14 protein-coding genes are annotated in these 15,628 nt (G+C 72.5%); 5 read left to right on the forward strand and 9 right to left on the reverse strand.

Annotated elements, in window-relative coordinates:
* Positions 1-119: 119 nt before the first annotated feature.
* The gene (locus ACFY9E_RS36830; protein ID WP_390992131.1) at positions 120-1,325 is read right to left on the reverse strand and encodes a S8 family serine peptidase; all 1,206 of its coding nucleotides are present in this window, start codon (positions 1,323-1,325) and stop codon (positions 120-122) included.
* A gap of 338 nt (positions 1,326-1,663) precedes the next feature.
* Here ACFY9E_RS36830 and ACFY9E_RS36835 point away from each other — a divergent pair, with 338 nt between their 5' ends.
* Positions 1,664-2,470: a GDSL-type esterase/lipase family protein gene (locus ACFY9E_RS36835; RefSeq protein WP_390992134.1), complete on the forward strand. Its 807-nt coding sequence runs from the start codon at positions 1,664-1,666 to the stop codon at positions 2,468-2,470.
* 4 nt (positions 2,471-2,474) lie between these two features.
* Here the strand turns inward: ACFY9E_RS36835 and ACFY9E_RS36840 are convergent, their stop codons facing one another.
* The 4 genes from ACFY9E_RS36840 to ACFY9E_RS36855 all read right to left on the reverse strand — a co-directional run bounded on the left by ACFY9E_RS36840 (position 2,475) and on the right by ACFY9E_RS36855 (position 9,028).
* A complete protein-coding gene (locus ACFY9E_RS36840; RefSeq protein ID WP_390992329.1) occupies positions 2,475-4,085 on the reverse strand; it encodes a protein kinase in 1,611 nt (536 codons plus the stop codon).
* Positions 4,086-4,226: 141 nt separating this feature from the next.
* A complete protein-coding gene (locus ACFY9E_RS36845) occupies positions 4,227-5,828 on the reverse strand; it encodes a nickel transporter (RefSeq protein WP_390992136.1) in 1,602 nt (533 codons plus the stop codon).
* Entirely contained in the window at positions 5,825-7,393 is a 1,569-nt protein-coding gene (locus ACFY9E_RS36850) for a tetratricopeptide repeat protein (protein WP_390992139.1), read from the reverse strand. Before ACFY9E_RS36850 ends, ACFY9E_RS36845 begins: the two co-directional genes overlap by 4 nt.
* A gap of 102 nt (positions 7,394-7,495) precedes the next feature.
* On the reverse strand, positions 7,496-9,028 hold the full coding sequence (locus ACFY9E_RS36855; RefSeq protein ID WP_390992141.1) for a DUF4331 family protein: 1,533 nt from the start codon (positions 9,026-9,028) through the stop codon (positions 7,496-7,498).
* A 227-nt stretch (positions 9,029-9,255) separates the two neighbouring features.
* On the opposite strand from ACFY9E_RS36855, the gene ACFY9E_RS36860 reads away from it, so the two are divergent.
* From ACFY9E_RS36860 to ACFY9E_RS36870, 3 genes are all read left to right on the forward strand, one after another.
* Positions 9,256-9,798: an ECF RNA polymerase sigma factor SigK gene (locus tag ACFY9E_RS36860; RefSeq protein WP_390992144.1), complete on the forward strand. Its 543-nt coding sequence runs from the start codon at positions 9,256-9,258 to the stop codon at positions 9,796-9,798.
* A complete protein-coding gene (locus tag ACFY9E_RS36865; protein WP_390992147.1) occupies positions 9,795-10,613 on the forward strand; it encodes an anti-sigma factor domain-containing protein in 819 nt (272 codons plus the stop codon). Before ACFY9E_RS36860 ends, ACFY9E_RS36865 begins: the two co-directional genes overlap by 4 nt.
* 126 nt (positions 10,614-10,739) lie before the next feature.
* Positions 10,740-11,006, forward strand: coding sequence for a hypothetical protein (locus tag ACFY9E_RS36870; RefSeq protein WP_031141653.1), 267 nt, complete (start codon positions 10,740-10,742; stop codon positions 11,004-11,006).
* A 170-nt stretch (positions 11,007-11,176) separates the two neighbouring features.
* Here the strand turns inward: ACFY9E_RS36870 and ACFY9E_RS36875 are convergent, their stop codons facing one another.
* Complete coding sequence (locus tag ACFY9E_RS36875; protein WP_390992150.1) at positions 11,177-11,959, reverse strand: ABC transporter permease; 783 nt, start codon at positions 11,957-11,959, stop codon at positions 11,177-11,179.
* Positions 11,956-12,921 (reverse strand): ATP-binding cassette domain-containing protein, encoded by a 966-nt coding sequence (locus ACFY9E_RS36880; protein WP_390992153.1) that lies wholly within the window; start codon positions 12,919-12,921, stop codon positions 11,956-11,958. The genes ACFY9E_RS36875 and ACFY9E_RS36880 overlap by 4 nt, the downstream gene beginning before the upstream one ends.
* A 63-nt stretch (positions 12,922-12,984) precedes the next feature.
* Between ACFY9E_RS36880 and ACFY9E_RS36885 the strand changes: the two genes are divergently transcribed.
* Entirely contained in the window at positions 12,985-13,701 is a 717-nt protein-coding gene (locus tag ACFY9E_RS36885) for a TetR/AcrR family transcriptional regulator C-terminal domain-containing protein (RefSeq protein WP_390992156.1), read from the forward strand.
* Here the strand turns inward: ACFY9E_RS36885 and ACFY9E_RS36890 are convergent.
* Entirely contained in the window at positions 13,698-14,852 is a 1,155-nt protein-coding gene (locus tag ACFY9E_RS36890) for a type ISP restriction/modification enzyme (protein ID WP_390992159.1), read from the reverse strand. The genes ACFY9E_RS36885 and ACFY9E_RS36890 overlap by 4 nt on opposite strands.
* Before the next feature lie 26 nt (positions 14,853-14,878).
* A complete protein-coding gene (locus tag ACFY9E_RS36895; RefSeq protein ID WP_390992162.1) occupies positions 14,879-15,628 on the reverse strand; it encodes a UTRA domain-containing protein in 750 nt (249 codons plus the stop codon).

Here is a 15,628-nt window from a genome sequence, read left to right on the forward strand (position 1 = left end):
CCGCTCGTGCGACGCAAGTTGCACGTTCCCGTTTCATAAACATGCGTTCCCCGGAGGCGATCAGGGCCTCCGGGGAACGTGTGTTCAGGTGCGGGTACGGGCGCGGGTGCGGACGTCGGTCACGGGACGATCTGCAACAGGCGGTTCGGCGAACCGGACCCCGCGCTGGTGACCTTGCCGGTGACGGCGCCGTTCACCAGGGCCGTCGCGACCTGGGCCGGGGTCGACGAGGTGTGACCCGCCAGGTAGACCGCCGCCGCGCCCGCGACGTGCGGGGTCGCCATCGAGGTGCCGGAGATGGTGTTGGTCGCGGTGTCACTGGTGTGCCAGCCGGCCGTGATCGACGAGCCGGGCGCGAAGATGTCCAGGGCGGATCCGTAGTTGGAGTAGCTCGCCTTGGCGTCCGTGCTGGTGGTCGCTCCGACCGTGATCGCCTCGGCGACCCGGGCCGGGGAGGACGAGGAGGCGGAGGTGCTGCTGTTGCCCGCGGCGACGGCGTACGTGACGCCGCTGGCTATGGAGTTGCGGACCGCCGTGTCCAGGGTCGCGGAGGCGCCGCCGCCGAGCGACATGTTGGCGACCGAGGGACCGGAGTGGTTCTTCGTCACCCAGTCGATGCCCGCGATCACGCCGGCCGTGGTGCCGGAACCGCTGTTGTTCAGCACGCGCACACCCACGATCTTCGCCTTCTTGGCCACGCCGTAGGTGGAGCCGGCGATCGTGGTGGCCACATGGGTGCCGTGGCCGTTGCCGTCGGAGGCGTCGCTGTCGCCGTCGACGGCGTCGTAGCCGTGGGAGGCGCGGCCGCTGATCTGCTGGTGGGTGATGCGCACACCGGTGTCGATCACATAGACCGTCACACCGCTGCCCGCGCTGTCCGGGTAGGTGTAGGTGCCGGACAGCGGCAGCGAGGTCTGGTCGATGCGGTCCAGTCCCCACGGGGCGTTGCTCTGGGTGGCGGCGAGCGTGACGCGCTGGTTCTGCTCGACGGACGCCACCGCCGGGTCCGCGGCGAGCCGCCGGGCCTCGGTGGCGGAGAGGGTGGCGGACCAGCCGTTCAGTGCCTTGCCGAACGTCTTGTCGACCGAGCCGCCGTACTCCTTCACCAGGCCCTTGCCCGCGGCCGAGGCCGCCTTCAGGCCCGCGCTCTTCTTGAGCGTGACGAGGTAGCTGTCCTTGATCGCGGTCGGGGAGTCGGCGGCGAGCACCCGGCCCTCGGCGGGTGCGGCCTGGGCGGGGAGGGTGGTGAGCCCGCCCACGAGGGCGGCGGTCGCCAGCGAGGTGAGTGCGACGAACCCGAGTCTCTTGCTGCGCAGTTGTGCCATTACGAGGGAGTCCTCCTCTAGGCGGCGCGCGCCTGGGTGGGACGCGCGTCATGTGGGGGGGTGTGCGCGTGTTCGCGCACACGGGCCGGGGAGTGTCGCGTTCCGCTCCCGGCCGGAGTAAAGCGTCGTCCAACTACCGGCGTAGAACAAGGGAGTTGAGCATCAGTCAACAAACCTGTCATGAGCACGTAACAAGAGAGGTCCGGTGTGTGGCACGAGCCGTGGTGAATGCGCCAAGTGTCCGGGGAGAGGCCGAAAAGGCTTGGCATGGACACTTCCTGTCAACACGCGTAGCTGCTACGACGGTTACGGCAGAGATCCTGCTAAAGGGAGGTTCCATGAGACGTTCCCGACTTGTCGTCCTCGTGAGCTCGCTCCTCCTCGCCGTCGGCACCGCCCTCACCGGGGCAGCGACGGCGCAGGCGTCCTCACTCGCCGCAACTGGCGGCTATGTGGCCCTCGGTGACTCCTACTCCTCCGGAGTCGGAGCCGGCAGCTACATCAGCTCCAGCGGCGACTGCAAGCGCAGCACCAAGGCGTACCCCTACCTCTGGGCCGCCGCCCACTCACCCTCGACCTTCGACTTCACGGCCTGTTCGGGCGCCCGAACGGGTGATGTTCTGGCGAGTCAGCTCGCCCCGCTCAGCGCCTCCACCGCCCTCGTCTCGATCAGCGTGGGCGGCAACGACGCCGGCTTCGCCGACGTGATGACGACCTGCGTGACCCAGTCCGACAGCTCCTGCGTCTCCCGCATCAACACCGCCCGGGCGTACGTGGACTCCACGCTGCCCGGCAAACTCGACAGCGTGTACGCGGCGATCCGCTCCAAGGCCCCCGCCGCCCGGGTCGTCGTCCTCGGCTACCCCCGCTTCTACAAGCTCGGCGCCACCTGCCTCGGCCTGTCCGAGACCAAGCGCAAGGCCATCAACGACGCCTCCGACCACCTCAACACCGCCATCGCCAAGCGCTCCGCCGACCACGGCTTCGCCTTCGGTGACGTACGCACCACCTTCACCGGCCACGAGATCTGCTCCGGCGACTCCTGGCTGCACAGCGTCAGCTGGCTGAACATCGGCGAGTCGTACCACCCGAAGGCACCCGGCCAGTCGGGCGGCTACCTGCCCGTGCTCAACAACAACGACTGACCGCTCAGCCGGAGTCCGAGTTCGAGTCCGACTCCGACTCCGGCTCGGGGTCCGTGCCGGAAGGAGAAGGAGAAGGGGAGGCCCCGCCCGTCGGGGTCTCCGTCTCGCACGTCACCGAGAACGGCACCGACTCGGACGTGGTCCGCACCGGCTCGCGCACCTCGACGCTGATCTCGTTCGCGAACGTCCCGGTCTCCGCCTCGGTCGTCACCCGTACCGTGTCCCGCTTCGAACGGCCGCCGCCCTCCGTGAACGACAGCGTCTTCCAGCCCCCGTCGAGCACCTGTCCGTCCCGCGTCACCCAGCGGTAGCTCACCTCGGCCGGCAGCCGCCCCACCGTGAGCGTCGCCGTGAACTCGGGCGCCTGGGCGCTGGGCGGTGGACACGTCCCCGAGTAGTCCGTGCGCCGGCCCTCCAGGGCGACCCGCACCGACTGCGGCGGCGGACTGCTCTCCTTCGTCCTGCTCGGCGTCGGCGACGGGCTGGACTTCTCCGTCCCGGTGTTGCGCGGCGGGCTCTTGATGGCGGTGGGCGTACTCTCCCCGGCCCCCCGGTCGTTGCCGCCGGAACCGTCTCCGTCGTTGAGCAGCTTGTACGTCAGCCCGCCCACCGCGAGCGCCAGCGCGATCACGCCCGCGACCAGCACCCGGCCGGCCCGGCGGTCCCGGTCCGGGCCGGTGGCCGTCGTGGTGGCACCCGAACCGGACGCCGCCGGCCGGCCCGGGAACGGCATCGGGGGTGTGGGCGCGGCCTCGGGACGACCCGCGGCCGCCGGCGGGAACGGAACCGCCCGTGTGGTGTCCGCGCCCGGCGAGCCGCCCGCGGCGACGACCCGCAGATCCTGCTCGGCCCGCTCGGGCGGCAGCCTCTGCTCGGGATCCTTGCGCAGCAGCCCCTCGATCACCGGAGCGAGCGGACCGGCCCGGTACGGCGGCGGCAGCTCCTCGTCGACGATCGCCCGCAGCGTGCTCAGCGGGGTGTCGTGACGGAAGGGGGAGTGGCCCTCGACCGCCGCGTACAGCAGCACCCCGAGCGACCACAGGTCGGACTCCGGGCCCGGTGTGCGGCCGAGCGCCCGCTCCGGGGCGAGGAACTCGGGCGAGCCGATGACCTCCCCGGTCATGGTCAGGGCGGAGCTGCCCTCGACCATGGCGATACCGAAGTCGGTGAGCACGATCCGGCCGTCGTTCGAGATCAGCACGTTGGCCGGCTTCACGTCGCGGTGCAGCACCCCGGCCTCGTGCGCGGACCGCAGCGCGGCCAGCACCTCGGCGCCGATGTGCGCGGCACGCTGCGGTGCCATCGGGCCCTCGGCGTCCAGGACCTCCGCGAGGGAGAGACCGCGGACCAGTTCCATGACGATCCACGGCCGGCCGTCGTCCGTCGCCACGTCGTACACCGTCACCACGTTGCGGTTGGTGACCCGGGCAGCCGCCCACGCCTCCCGCTCCAGGCGTGCGTACATCCGCTGCACGTCGTCGCCCGCCAGACCGGCCGGGGCGCGCACCTCCTTGACGGCGACCTCACGGTGCAGCACCTCGTCGAGGGCGCGCCACACCGTGCCCATACCGCCCTCACCGAGCGGTGCCAGGAGCCGGTAGCGGCCCGCGATCACGCGCTCATGGCCCGGTTCTTCGAACACGGCGCCCCCATTCGCAGCCGGGCGAAATCTCCATGAGGTGTGTTTTCCCCATGAGGTCGGATTTCCTCACGACGTCCGCTTTTCTCCTGACGTCCGATGCCTCACGAACGTAACTCAGCCGAGTGCGGATGCCGCCCCCTTGAACACGAGTCCGGCTCCGAGGACCACCACGGCGAAGGCCGAGCCGAGCGGTGCGGTCCGGCGCACCAGGGCCGCCATCGGGCCCGCCGTCCAGCGGGGGCGCCGGTCCAGCAGCCGGGTCATGCCGCTGCCCGCCTTGACGACGGCGTATCCGGCGGCCGTGAGGGTGAGCGCCAGTCCGACGCCGTAGGCGACGACGAGCAGCAGACCGAACCAGGCCTGCCCGAGGGCCGCGGCGCCGACCAGCACCACCACGGCCGACGGGCTGGGCACGAGACCGCCCGCGAAGCCCATGAGGATCGTGCCGCGGAGGGTGGGGGCGACGGGGTGGCTGTGCGTGGAACCACCGTGGGTGTGCTCGATCGCGTGGGGGTGCGGGTGGGGGTGGCTGTGATCGTGCGGGTGGCTGTGATCGTGCTGGTGGTCGTGGTCGTGGTCGTGCTTGTGGTCAGGGCCGTGACCGTGGTCGTGCGGGTGGTCGTGGCCGTGCGTGTGGCTTCCGTGGTCGTGATGACGGCCGTGCGGGTGCTGGGTGTGCGCGCGGCTGCGCAGGGCGCGGCGGACCAGGCTCGCGCCCGCCAGGGTCACGAGCAGACCGCTGGCGACGCCGAGCCAGGCGATCACCGAGGGCGCCGCCGCCGAGCCGGCCGTGACCAGCAGGCCCAGGGCGACCACGCCCAGGGTGTGCGTGACCGTCACCGAGGCGGCCATGGGCAGGACGTCCTTCATCCGGGCCTGGCCGCCCCGGGCCGCCGCCGTCGCGGCCATGATGGTCTTGCCGTGGCCCGGGGCGAGCGCGTGCATCGCACCCAGGACGACGGCGATGAGGAGGGCCAGCGCGGCGAAGCCGGCGGTGAGGTCCTGTCGGGCGACCAGGTCGTCCAGGGCGCGCGTCCAGCGATCCGCGCCGCGCGGGAGCACGGAGGCCGCGGGGGCGTCCGACTCCTCCTCGCCCAGGGCGGCGCCGCCCGGGCGCACGCGCAGGGCGGCCGACGCGGTGTCGGCCGGAGAGGACAGCAACTCCTCGGGGTAGCTGGTCAGTTCGGCCGATATCGACTTCTCCGGCACGTCCGACGCGGCGAGCGTCATCCGGTCGCCCCGAGCCGTGATCTCCCGCCAGCCCGGGCCGGTGGAGGCACCCGCGCCGCGGAAGCCGAGGGACACGGTCCCCTTCCCCGACGGGAGAGGAGCGGTCAGCTCGCACTCCACACGGAGGGTGTCGAGCCCCGCCTGCCCGGGCCGCACGCGCGCGTGGCTGCGCTCGGCGGTGAGGGCCACCCCACGGCCGTCGACGGTCGCCCTGCTGTCCTCGGCGGCCGTGGCGCACCGCTCGCGGGCCCACAGGGCGATGCCCAGCCGTTCGATGTCCGGACCCGCCTGCGTCGCCGGGATCTCGGCGAGGTCCTCCACGTGGTGGACCCGCAGTTCACCGGGGGCGGCGACGAGGCCGTCGTAGCGGTTGACGGTGAAGTTGCCCAGCGGGTGGGCGCTCGCCGTGGCGGCGGGCAGCAGGGTGAGCGCGCAGGCGGCCGTGAGGACGGCGGCGCCGGACGCGAACAGCCGGCGCAGGGTCACCGGTTCCCCTCCAGGTCCTTGAGTGCGGTACGGGCCTCACGCGCCCCGAGGGGCGAGAAGCCGGGGTTCAGGTCCAGCGCGGCCTTCAGATGCGTGCGGGCCGCGCGCTTGTCGCCGGTGGCGCGCTCGATGACACCGCGGTGGTAGAGGAAGACGGCGTTGCGATAGCCGGTGGCCGTCGCCCGGCGGGCGTACGGCAGGGCCTCCTCGTCACGGCCGTTGACGTGCAGGGCCCAGGCGAGGGCGTCGGCGGTGTGCACGCTGTGGCGCCGGTCCCACTCGGCGCGGGCGGCTCGCAGGGCCTCCTTCCCGTCACCGTGGTCGGCGGCGGCCATGGCCGTGTCGAGGTCGGCGTTGACACCGCCGGCGCGGGCGAGGGCCGTCCAGGCGTCGACGAGCGCGTACTGGTCGCCGGCCTTCGCCCGGTCGCCGTCGGCGCCGCGGTCCTCGTAGAGCTCGCCGAGGGCGACGAGCGGGCCGGGCAGCGGGAAGCGGGCGACGACCTGCTCCAGCCCCTGCACGGCGGCCGCCCGGTCACCGCTCGCCGCGTGGGCGCGGGCACGGCCCTCCAGGGCGGGCAGGTACGCGTCGTCGGCGGCGAGGGCGCGGGCGTAGTGGCCGAGCGCGGTCTTGTACTCGCCCTGATTCCAGGCGAGTTGACCGAGGGCGGTGGCGACGTACGCGACGTCGGCGGGCGCGTTCGCGGAGTCCAGGGCGCGCTCCAGTACGGCACGCGCCGTGCGGACGTCGCCGCGCAGCTCGCGCACGTACGCGTACCGCGTGAAGACGGGCACGCCCGGGCGCCTGTCGTCGGCGGTGTCGGCGGCCTCGGCGGCGTCGTCGTACCGGCCGAGTTCGACGAGGGCGTCGATACGGGTGCACAGGGCGCGTTCGTTGTACGGGTTCTGTTCGAGCGCCCGGCCTGCGTACGTCAGGGCACCCGGGAAGTCGTGGCGGGCGGCGGCGAGGGCGGCCCGGCCGGCCAGGGCCTGGTCGTTGCCGGGCTCCAGTTCGAGCGAGCGCTTCAGGGCGCGCTCGGCCTGCGGGTACCGGGAGGGATCGCCTTTCGTCCGGGCCTGCTCGACGTAGGCGACGCCGAGGGTGGCCCAACTGCCGAAGTCCCTCGGCTGGGCGCGGAGATGCCTCTGCAGGGACGCGATGCCCGCGTCGAGGTCCCCCCGGGCGAGATCGCCCGGGGACAACGCCCCGGCCGCGGACACGGCGGTGACGCCGGCCCCGCGGTCCTGCACACCCCCGACCGCGATGGCCCCACCGGTCACCGCGACCGCCAGCAGCGCGGCGCACCCGGCCAGGTGCAGCGCCCGCCACCGTCGCCCCCCGTCGGCGGCCCGCCGCAGGGTGGCGACCCGCTGACCGGTGCCGGGTCCGGAGCGGCCTTCGGTGGGGCGGGCGCCGTGAGTGTCGTCGCCGCCCGTACCGGAGCCGGCCTCCGTTCCGGCAGCCGAAGCCTCCCGCTCCCCGGTGTTCCCGGGTTCCGGGGCCGTCGACGGCGCTCCGTCGTCGTCACGCCTCTGCGGTGTGCTGTCGGTCGTACGCGGAGGCATGACCTCTCCTCGGTCGGATGTGCTGGTGCGGGGTTCGGGGGCGCGGCCCGTGCCGTGGGGGGTCGGGGGTACGGGCCGCGCCGGCGGGGAGAGCGGAGCGGGTCAGTACGCCCGGTTCCGCATGCGGCGCCACCACATCAGTGCCGCGCCGACCAGGACGATGCCGCCCGCTCCGGCACCGGCGGACGCGGCGATCAGGCGCATGTCGTCCGAGCCCTGCGCACCGGCCGGCTGGAGCGCGTCGCCCAGCTGGCTGCGGACGTCGTTGCCGCCGTCCACGCCCTTGGCGAGCGGACCGCGTGAACCCTCCGTCGGCAGGGCGACGTACGGGAAGGCCTTCTCGAAGTCCTTGTCGTTCTTGTCGACCGCGTCACCGAGGTCGTTCTTCGCGCCCAGCAGCTCGCCCTCGACGACCTGGAGCGAGGCGTCGATCACGTCGTCGCTGAGGCGACGGCCGTTGGGGAAGCCGGCGTTGTCGCCGTCGAGGACACCCAGTCGCTTCGGCTTCGCGGCCGGCTTGATCGAGGTGTTGAGGCGCAGCTGCTCCGACGGCGTCACGTGCGGCGGCTGGTTGAGGTCCTTGACGCCCTTGAGGAAGACGTCGACCAGGTCGTTGCGCGGCTCCTTCGGCGCCGGGATCTTGTAGATCGCCTCGATGAGCTTGGGCAGCTCCGGGTTGGTGACGTTCTTCAGGAACTGCGCGTCGTCCCGCGGCGCGGACGCGTTGAACGTGTCCTTGTCCTTCAGCGGGTTGACGACCTCGTTGACCAGCGGGTTGCCGAGGCGCGAGACCTGCGAGAAGTAGCCCCGGGCGTTCTTGCGCTGCGTCGTCGACCAGATGCCGACGACCGGCTGCTCGTGGGACTCGGTGATGAAGCTGTTGGGGACCTGCAGGGCGATGGAGTTGACGTTGTAGCCCTTGAGGGTGTCGTTGCCGACCTCGGAGAGGTTCCCGCCGTACAGCAGGTCGAAGACGCGCAGGTCCAGGAAGAACGGGTCGTCGGCCTGTCCGGCGAACGTCTGGGCGCCGCCCGCGAGTTTGTGCACCGCCTGCTTGCGCAGGGTGTTGTAGTCCGGCATCGACGCCTTGCCGACGTTCGACGGCGCCACCGGCACGTCGTCGGCGACCTTGGTCTTCGACACGGCCTTCAGGTTCCGCAGCTTGATCAGTTCGAGGTCGTACGTCTGCGTGATGTTCAGGTCGGGGTCGTCGAGGCTCTCGACCGGGCCCGTGTTGTACAGGAACGTCTTGTCGTTCTTCGTGTGCGTCTTGAACGTGTACCGGAAGAGCAGGTCTTCCTTCGCGTCACCGTTGCTGTCGATGCGCAGGTCGTACTGGGCGTCCTCGGCGAACGGGAAGAAGTTGGGCCCGCCGGCCGGTTCCTCGAAGGGGATCCAGTTCGCGACGATGGTCGTCGTGTCCGGCTTGTCCGGGCTGACGAACGCGTACACGTCGGTGTTGTCGTACTGCGGGGTTCCCGAGATCAGCGGGGCCTCGCGGTGGCTGGAGGCGGAGGCCGCCTCAGGTTCCAGCGCGGTCACACCGGCGGCCGCGAGCCCGCCGGTGGCCAGCGCGCCACAGATCACGGTCGCGATGCTCGCGCGTCCCGCACCGGTCCTGGAGATAGGTGTCATGCCGTCCGTCCTCCGTGCCAACTTGCCTGACACACGCCATTCGGAGCGGTCGGCGAAGCGGATTGGTCGAATCTCAAACGTTCTTACGGCGAGAGGGGGAAGTTGTTTCATCGCCGGGCGACCCGCGTTTTCGGCGCGCTGATCCGTAACCCCTGCCGGAGGTGTGTGTGGTGCGAATGCCTCGTGCGAGGGGACAGGCCCGGTGCGGCCTCGGAGAGGGGGACCGAATGGAGGCGGACGAACTGCTGTTGCGTGTGGCGGGCGGGGACCAGCAGGCCTTCGAGGGGTTGTACGGACTGGTGTCCGGCCCCGTGTTCGGGCTCGTACGGCGCGTGGTGCGCGATCCCGCCCAGTCGGAGGAGGTGGCGCAGGAGGTGCTGCTCGAACTGTGGCGGTCCGCGGCGAAGTTCGACCCGGGCCGGGGCAGCGCGATGTCGTGGGTCCTCACCCTCGCCCACCGCCGCGCCGTCGACCGGGTGCGCAGCGCCCGCGCGGCCGGGGAGCGCGAGCAGCGCGAGGCGCTCCGCGCGAACCAGACCGCTTTCGACCAGGTCACCGAGGAGGTCGAGGCCGGACTCGAACGCGAGTGGGTACGCCGCTGTCTGGACCGGCTCACGGTCCTGCAACGCCAGTCCGTCACCCTCGCCTACTACGAGGGCTACACGTACCGTGAGGTGGCCGAGCAGCTCTCCCTGCCGCTGGGCACCGTCAAGACCCGGATGCGCGACGGGCTGACCCGGATGCGCGAGTGCCTCGGAGGTGTGGCATGAGCCTCTTCCGCCGCGAGGACCTGCACTCGCTCGCCGCGCCCTACGCGCTCGACGCCCTGGGGCCGCCGGAGCGGGTGCGCTTCGAGAAGCATCTGCGGGACTGCGGCCGTTGCGCCGCCGAGGTGCGCGCCCTGACCGAGGACGCCGTCCGGCTCGCCTGGTCCACGGCCGCCCCGGCCCCCGCCGCGCTGCGCGACCGGGTCATGCTCGCCGTACAAACGACTCCGCAGGATCCGGCACCGCAGGGTGCGGCGCGCGAGCCGGCCCGCGCGCGTGCGACGCAGCTGCCGCCGCACGTGTGGGGCACCCGGCCGCCGCCCCGGCAGCGGCAGCGGCGCCGGATCCCGCTGTTCGTGCCCTTCGCGACGGCCACCGCCGCCGCGGCCCTCGTCGTCGCCTCACTGTTCGCCGTGCAGGCGAACCGGGCGCAGGACCGGCTGGCCGCCGAGCAAGATCGGTCACGTGAGATCGCCCACGTTCTGGCGGCTCCGGACGCCCGCGCGAGCAGCGGCCGGGACGGGCGGGGGCGCACCATCGGAGTGATCGCTTCCGCCACGGAGGGGAGTGCGGTGGTCACCCTGGGCGGATACGGCGACCCGTCGGGCGGCCGCGTGCACCAGTTGTGGCTCATGCGCCCGGGCGCGCAACCGCGCTCCCTGGGGCTCTTCGAGGGCGACACGCCCCTGGTCGCAACGGATCTCGGCACCTCGGCGACGTCACTGGCCGTGACCGTCGAGCCCGCCGGGGGATCGCCGCAGCCCACTACCCAGCCGATCGTCCAACTCGCCCTGAAATCTGTTGGATTCGGAGAGTAATCGGAGATACATCGTCAACCCCCTTATGGGGAAGGTGAATCCTGTGACCGCGATACACGAGTGCCCGGACGGGGCGATAGGGTTAACCTGCCCGGGCCGGGTGGACTCGTACGGGTGGGGAGTGACATGGATCAGATAACAGTGCGCAGCAGGGCCAGGGTCCCTGCGATCACCTGCGGGAGCAGCGCGACCAGTTCGCGCCTCGACCGCCACCTCTCGGTGCTGGGCGGTCCCGCCGTCCCTCAGCGAGAGACGGTCGAGGCGACCTCGCTCATGCGGGAACTGACCGCGCGTCGGCCGCACGACCGCAGTGGCAGGGGCGCGCGCGTGCGTCGCGTCTCGCTCTTCGCGCCGCTGCGCCGGCTGCGTCGCTCGCTGTTCGGAAGCAGGTAGGGGCCCGCGCTCGGGCGGTCACACCGCCCCCGGCGACAGCGCTGCGACACCCGTCGTCCGTCACCCCGCGGCACGCAGCGGCGCCAGGTGTGTTCCCGAGCGCGGCACGCCCCCTGTCGGTGCCCATCCCCGCCCGGCAGTGACCGGGGGCGACGTCCGCGGACGCCCGCTCACCGCTCCCCGTGTGCGTACTGGCGCACGGCCAGCGGCACGAACACCCCGAGCAGCACGGCGCACCACATCAGCGACCCCGCGAGGGGATGGGTCACCGGCCAGGCCGCCCCGTCCGGCACGGGCGCGTTGCCGAGGAGGTAGCGCAGGGCCGTGGCCACCGCGCTGATCGGATTCCACTCGGCGACCGTCCGCAGCCAGCCCGGCAGCCCGCTCGTCGGGATGTAGGCGCTGGACAGCAGCGGCAGCAGGAACGTCGCTCCGCCCAGCTGGCCGGCCGCCTCCTCGTTGCGGGTGAGCAGGCCGAGGTAGATCCCGGCCCAGGTGCACGCGAAGCGGAACAGCATCAGCAGCGCGAACGCCCCCAGCGCTTGGAGCGGGCCCCCCTCGACCCGCCAGCCCACCGCGAGTCCCACCAGCAGGAACGGCACCGTCCCGACGGCCGTGGCCACCACGTCCGCGGCGGCCTGCCCCAGGGGTACGGCAGCCCGGCTCATCGGCAGGGTGCGGAGGCGGTTCGTCACGCCCCGGTGGGTGTCCTGGGCCGCCTGGAACATCCCGGTCATGATCCCGCCCGAGGCGGTCGCCACCAGCAGACCCGGCACGAGGAAGGACCGGTAGGCCTCGCCCGGCACCGCCAGCGCGCTGCCGAAGACGTAGCCGAAGAACAGCAGCATGCTGATCGGCATCGTCTGGGTGAGGATCAGCAGCCCCGGGTTGTTCCGCATCCGCAGCAGCTGGCGGCCCAGCATCGCGGTCCCGTCGTACGCCAGCATGCTCATGCGGCACGCTCCTTCTCGTCGGTCGTCTCGGGCGTGGTCTCCGTCAGACGCAGGAACACGTCGTCGAGGGTCGGCGGGCGCAGGCTCACGTCGAGCAGCGGCACGCCGGCCGTGTCCAGGGCGCGCACCAGCAGCGGGATCGTGAGCGTCGGGTCCTTGCTGACCGCGCCGACGGCGTTGCGCTCGTGGTCGAACGACGGCTGCGCGCCCGTCAGCCGGTCGAGCACGGCCGCGGCCTTCGCGAGCACATCCCCGTCCGGCACGACGACCTCGGCGTGCGCCCCGACGAGCGACTTGAGCTGCGCCGGAGACCCGGAGTGCGCGACCCGCCCCCGGTCCACCAGGGCGATGTCGTCGGCCAGTCGGTCGGCCTCCTCCAGGTACTGGGTGGTGAGCAGCACGGTCGTGCCCTCGGCGGTCAGGCCGCGCACCACGTCCCAGATGAGGGTGCGGCTGACCGGGTCGAGGCCGGTCGTCGGCTCGTCCAGGAACAGCACGTCGGGGCGGCGGATGAGGCTCGCCGCGAGGTCCAGGCGGCGGCGCATGCCGCCGGAGTAGGTGGCGGCGGGGCGGTCGGCGGCCTCGGTCAGGCCGAAGCGGTCGAGGAGTTCCGCGGTCCGGCCGGCCGGACCGCGCACCCGGTGCAGCCGGCCGAACAACTGGAGGTTCTGCCGTCCGGTGAGGTCCCCGTCGATGGAGGTGTCCTGCCCGGTGACGCCGATCCTCGTGCGTACGGCGGCGGCCTCGCGGACGAGGTCGTGCCCCGCGACCCGGGCGGAGCCGGCGTCCGGCCGCAGCAGCGTGGTCAACAGCCCTACGGCCGTCGTCTTCCCGGCACCGTTCGGCCCGAGGATCCCGCAGACCGTGCCCTCGGCGACCGCGAGGTCCAGGCCGCGCAGGGCACGGACCTCCCCGAACCGCTTCTCCAGACCCTCACTAAGTACAGCGTACGTAGAAGTCATGGTGTGACCATAGCGCACTACGTACGCTGTACGTAACTAGGATGGTGGCCGAGGTGATGATCGATGGCGGGCCGAGCGGCCGTACCCGAAGTGATCTGGGCGCGCCCCGAGCGCACCGGCCGTGGGCCGAAACCGGCGTTCACCCGCGCCGACATCGCGGCGGCGGCGGTGCGGATCGCCGACGCGTCGGGGCTGGAGGGGGTCACCATGCGGCAGGTCGCGGCCGAGCTGGGCTGCGGCACGATGTCGCTGTACAACTACGTCCCACGCAAGGAGGACCTGTACGAACTGATGATCGACGCCATCGGCGCCGAGCATGAGATGTTCGAACCCACGGGCGACTGGCGTGCCGACATGCTCCGCAACGCGCAGGAGACGCGCGCCATCATGTGCCGCCACACCTGGGTGCCGCGCCTGATGCCGGGGGTCTTCGGCTTCAGCCCCAACACCCTGCGCTATCTGGAGCACTGCCTGGCCTGCCTCGAACCGCTCGACGTGCCGGCCGGCACGAAGACGGAGCTGATCGCGCTGCTCAACGGCGTCGTGACGACGTACACCGGGAACGAGATCGCGACCGCCGAACGCACCCGCTCCGTGCCGTGGTCGGCGGAGGAGGAGAACGCGGTCCGCATGGCCTATCTGGGCAGTCAGCTCGCCACCGGCGCGTATCCGCGGATGACCGCGGCCTTCATGGAGCAGAGCGGGCCGGTGGATCTGGAGGCGGTGTTCCGGCGGGCCCTCGAACGCGTCCTGGACGCCTTCGACCCCGAGCGGCGTTAGAGGAGCGCCAGTTGCCCCTCGGGGCCCTCCTCGGGTTCCTCCAGCACCGACGCCGGCCGGCGGGCCGCGTCCGGTACCGGCAGGACGCCCGCCGTGCGCAGATCCGTGGCCGTGACCGGGTCGGGGATCTCCGGCTCTTCCAAGGGGCGCAGTTCGGCCAGGAGCGCGAGGACGGTGATCAGCTCCAAGAGCTCCGACGTCCAGGGCTGCGGCCAGGTCAGGGGACGGATCGCCGCCAGGGTGCCCGGCTCGGGGACGGCGACGCGGGTCGCGAACCACTGCTCCAGGACGCGGACTCCGCCCACCTCGAAGTCCCAGGCCTCCGGCGGCACGGGGGAGATGCGGCCCTCGTCCAGGAACAGCGCCTCCTCGTCCCGGTCGTAGCGCAGCGCCACGGGCCGGGAGGGCAGCGGGGCGCGGACGTAGGGGCGGCGGCCGCCGGGGAGCTTCGGGCGCTCGCCGTCGCGGCGCATCAGCCACAGCAGCCGGTGGCCCAGCTCCAGGCCCCGCTCCCACTCGGCGGCGTCCCCAGTGAGCGGGACGGTGAGGTCGGGGCGGGCCGTGGCCGTGATCCAGGCCAGCACGTCCAGCGGCGCCGGGGTGCCGCCCAGACGGGTGCCGAGGTGCTCCAGCAGGCCCGGGGCCAGGTTCGGCTCGCGGCCCCCGGGACGCCGGTACAGCGGGCGGACGCGGCCGGGGCGCAGCAGCGGGAGGAACGAGGTGGCGAGCAGGGGAGGGGTGGTCCCGGGCGCCTCCACCACGAAGACCTGCCGCTCGTCCGCCACCCGCCACAGCTCCGGCCGGGCCGCGTCGATCAGCCGCTGGTCCGGGATCAGCCACTGTTCGTCGTAGGGCGCGAGCAGGACGCGCACCGGCTCCGGGCAGGGCCCCGCGGCGCGGGCCAGCTTCTCCGTGCCGCTGCCGGTCCGGCCGGGCAGCCGGCCGACCGCCGTGTGCAGCGTGCGCGAGCGGGTCGGCTCGAACAGGGTCTCGCGGTCGGGCCCTTCGGCCTTCACCAAGGTGTCCCAGCGGGCCTTCAGGGACGCCGCGTCGGGCGCCGCCGGCCAGCCCCGGCCGAGCCGCGGCGGTGCGACGGACCACGGCATGAGGTCCGCCAGCAGCGGAGCGTCGTCGTGCGTCACGCAGGGCATCGTACGACCTGCCGAGGACGCGCGGGTCAGGTGGCGTCCAGGGTCACCGTGAAGGAGAACCGGTCACCGCGGTAGTGGATGACGGCCACGTCCAGAGGCCGCCCCCCGGCGTCGTACGTCACGCCGGTGTAGTGCAGGATCGGGCTCAGCAGCGGGACTTGGAGCAGTTTCGAGGTCTCCGGGTCGGCCAGCCGCGCCTCCACGGTGTCCGTGATGCGGCTGATGTCCGCCCCCACCACGTCCCGCAGCACCTTGGTCATCGGCCAGCGCACGAGGTCGTCCAGGTCGATCCGTGCGGCCAGTTCGGGGCGCACGTAGTTGCGGGCGTGGTTCGTCGGCTCGCCGGTCGTCTCGTCGCTCCGCAGCCGGTGGTAGGTCGCGACCTCCCGTACATCCGGGAAGAACTCGGCGAGTTCGCCCGGCACCGGCGTGGTGCCGTGGTCCAGCAGGTCGGTCGTCATGCCCGACTGCTGGGCCACGATCGCGTCCACCGAGCCGAGCAGGCGCACGGGGGAGCCCCTGCGCGCGTCCGGCTCGATGAACGTGCCCCGTCGGCGGTGGCGCGAGATCAGCCCCTCGTCCTCCAGCTCCTTCAGCGCCTGCCGCATCGTCAGCACGCTCACGCCGTAGTGCCCGGCCAGCTGCTCCTCGGTGGGCAGCCGCAGCGGGTCCCGGGGCGAGCGGCCGAGGATCGAGGCGCGCAGCGACTGCGACACCTGGTACCACAGCGGCAGCTTGCGGTTCAGGACGATGGAGTCCGGGGCGAAGGAGGTCAC

The organism is Streptomyces sp. NPDC012466 (genome assembly GCF_042955215.1).
Classification (GTDB): domain Bacteria; phylum Actinomycetota; class Actinomycetes; order Streptomycetales; family Streptomycetaceae; genus Streptomyces.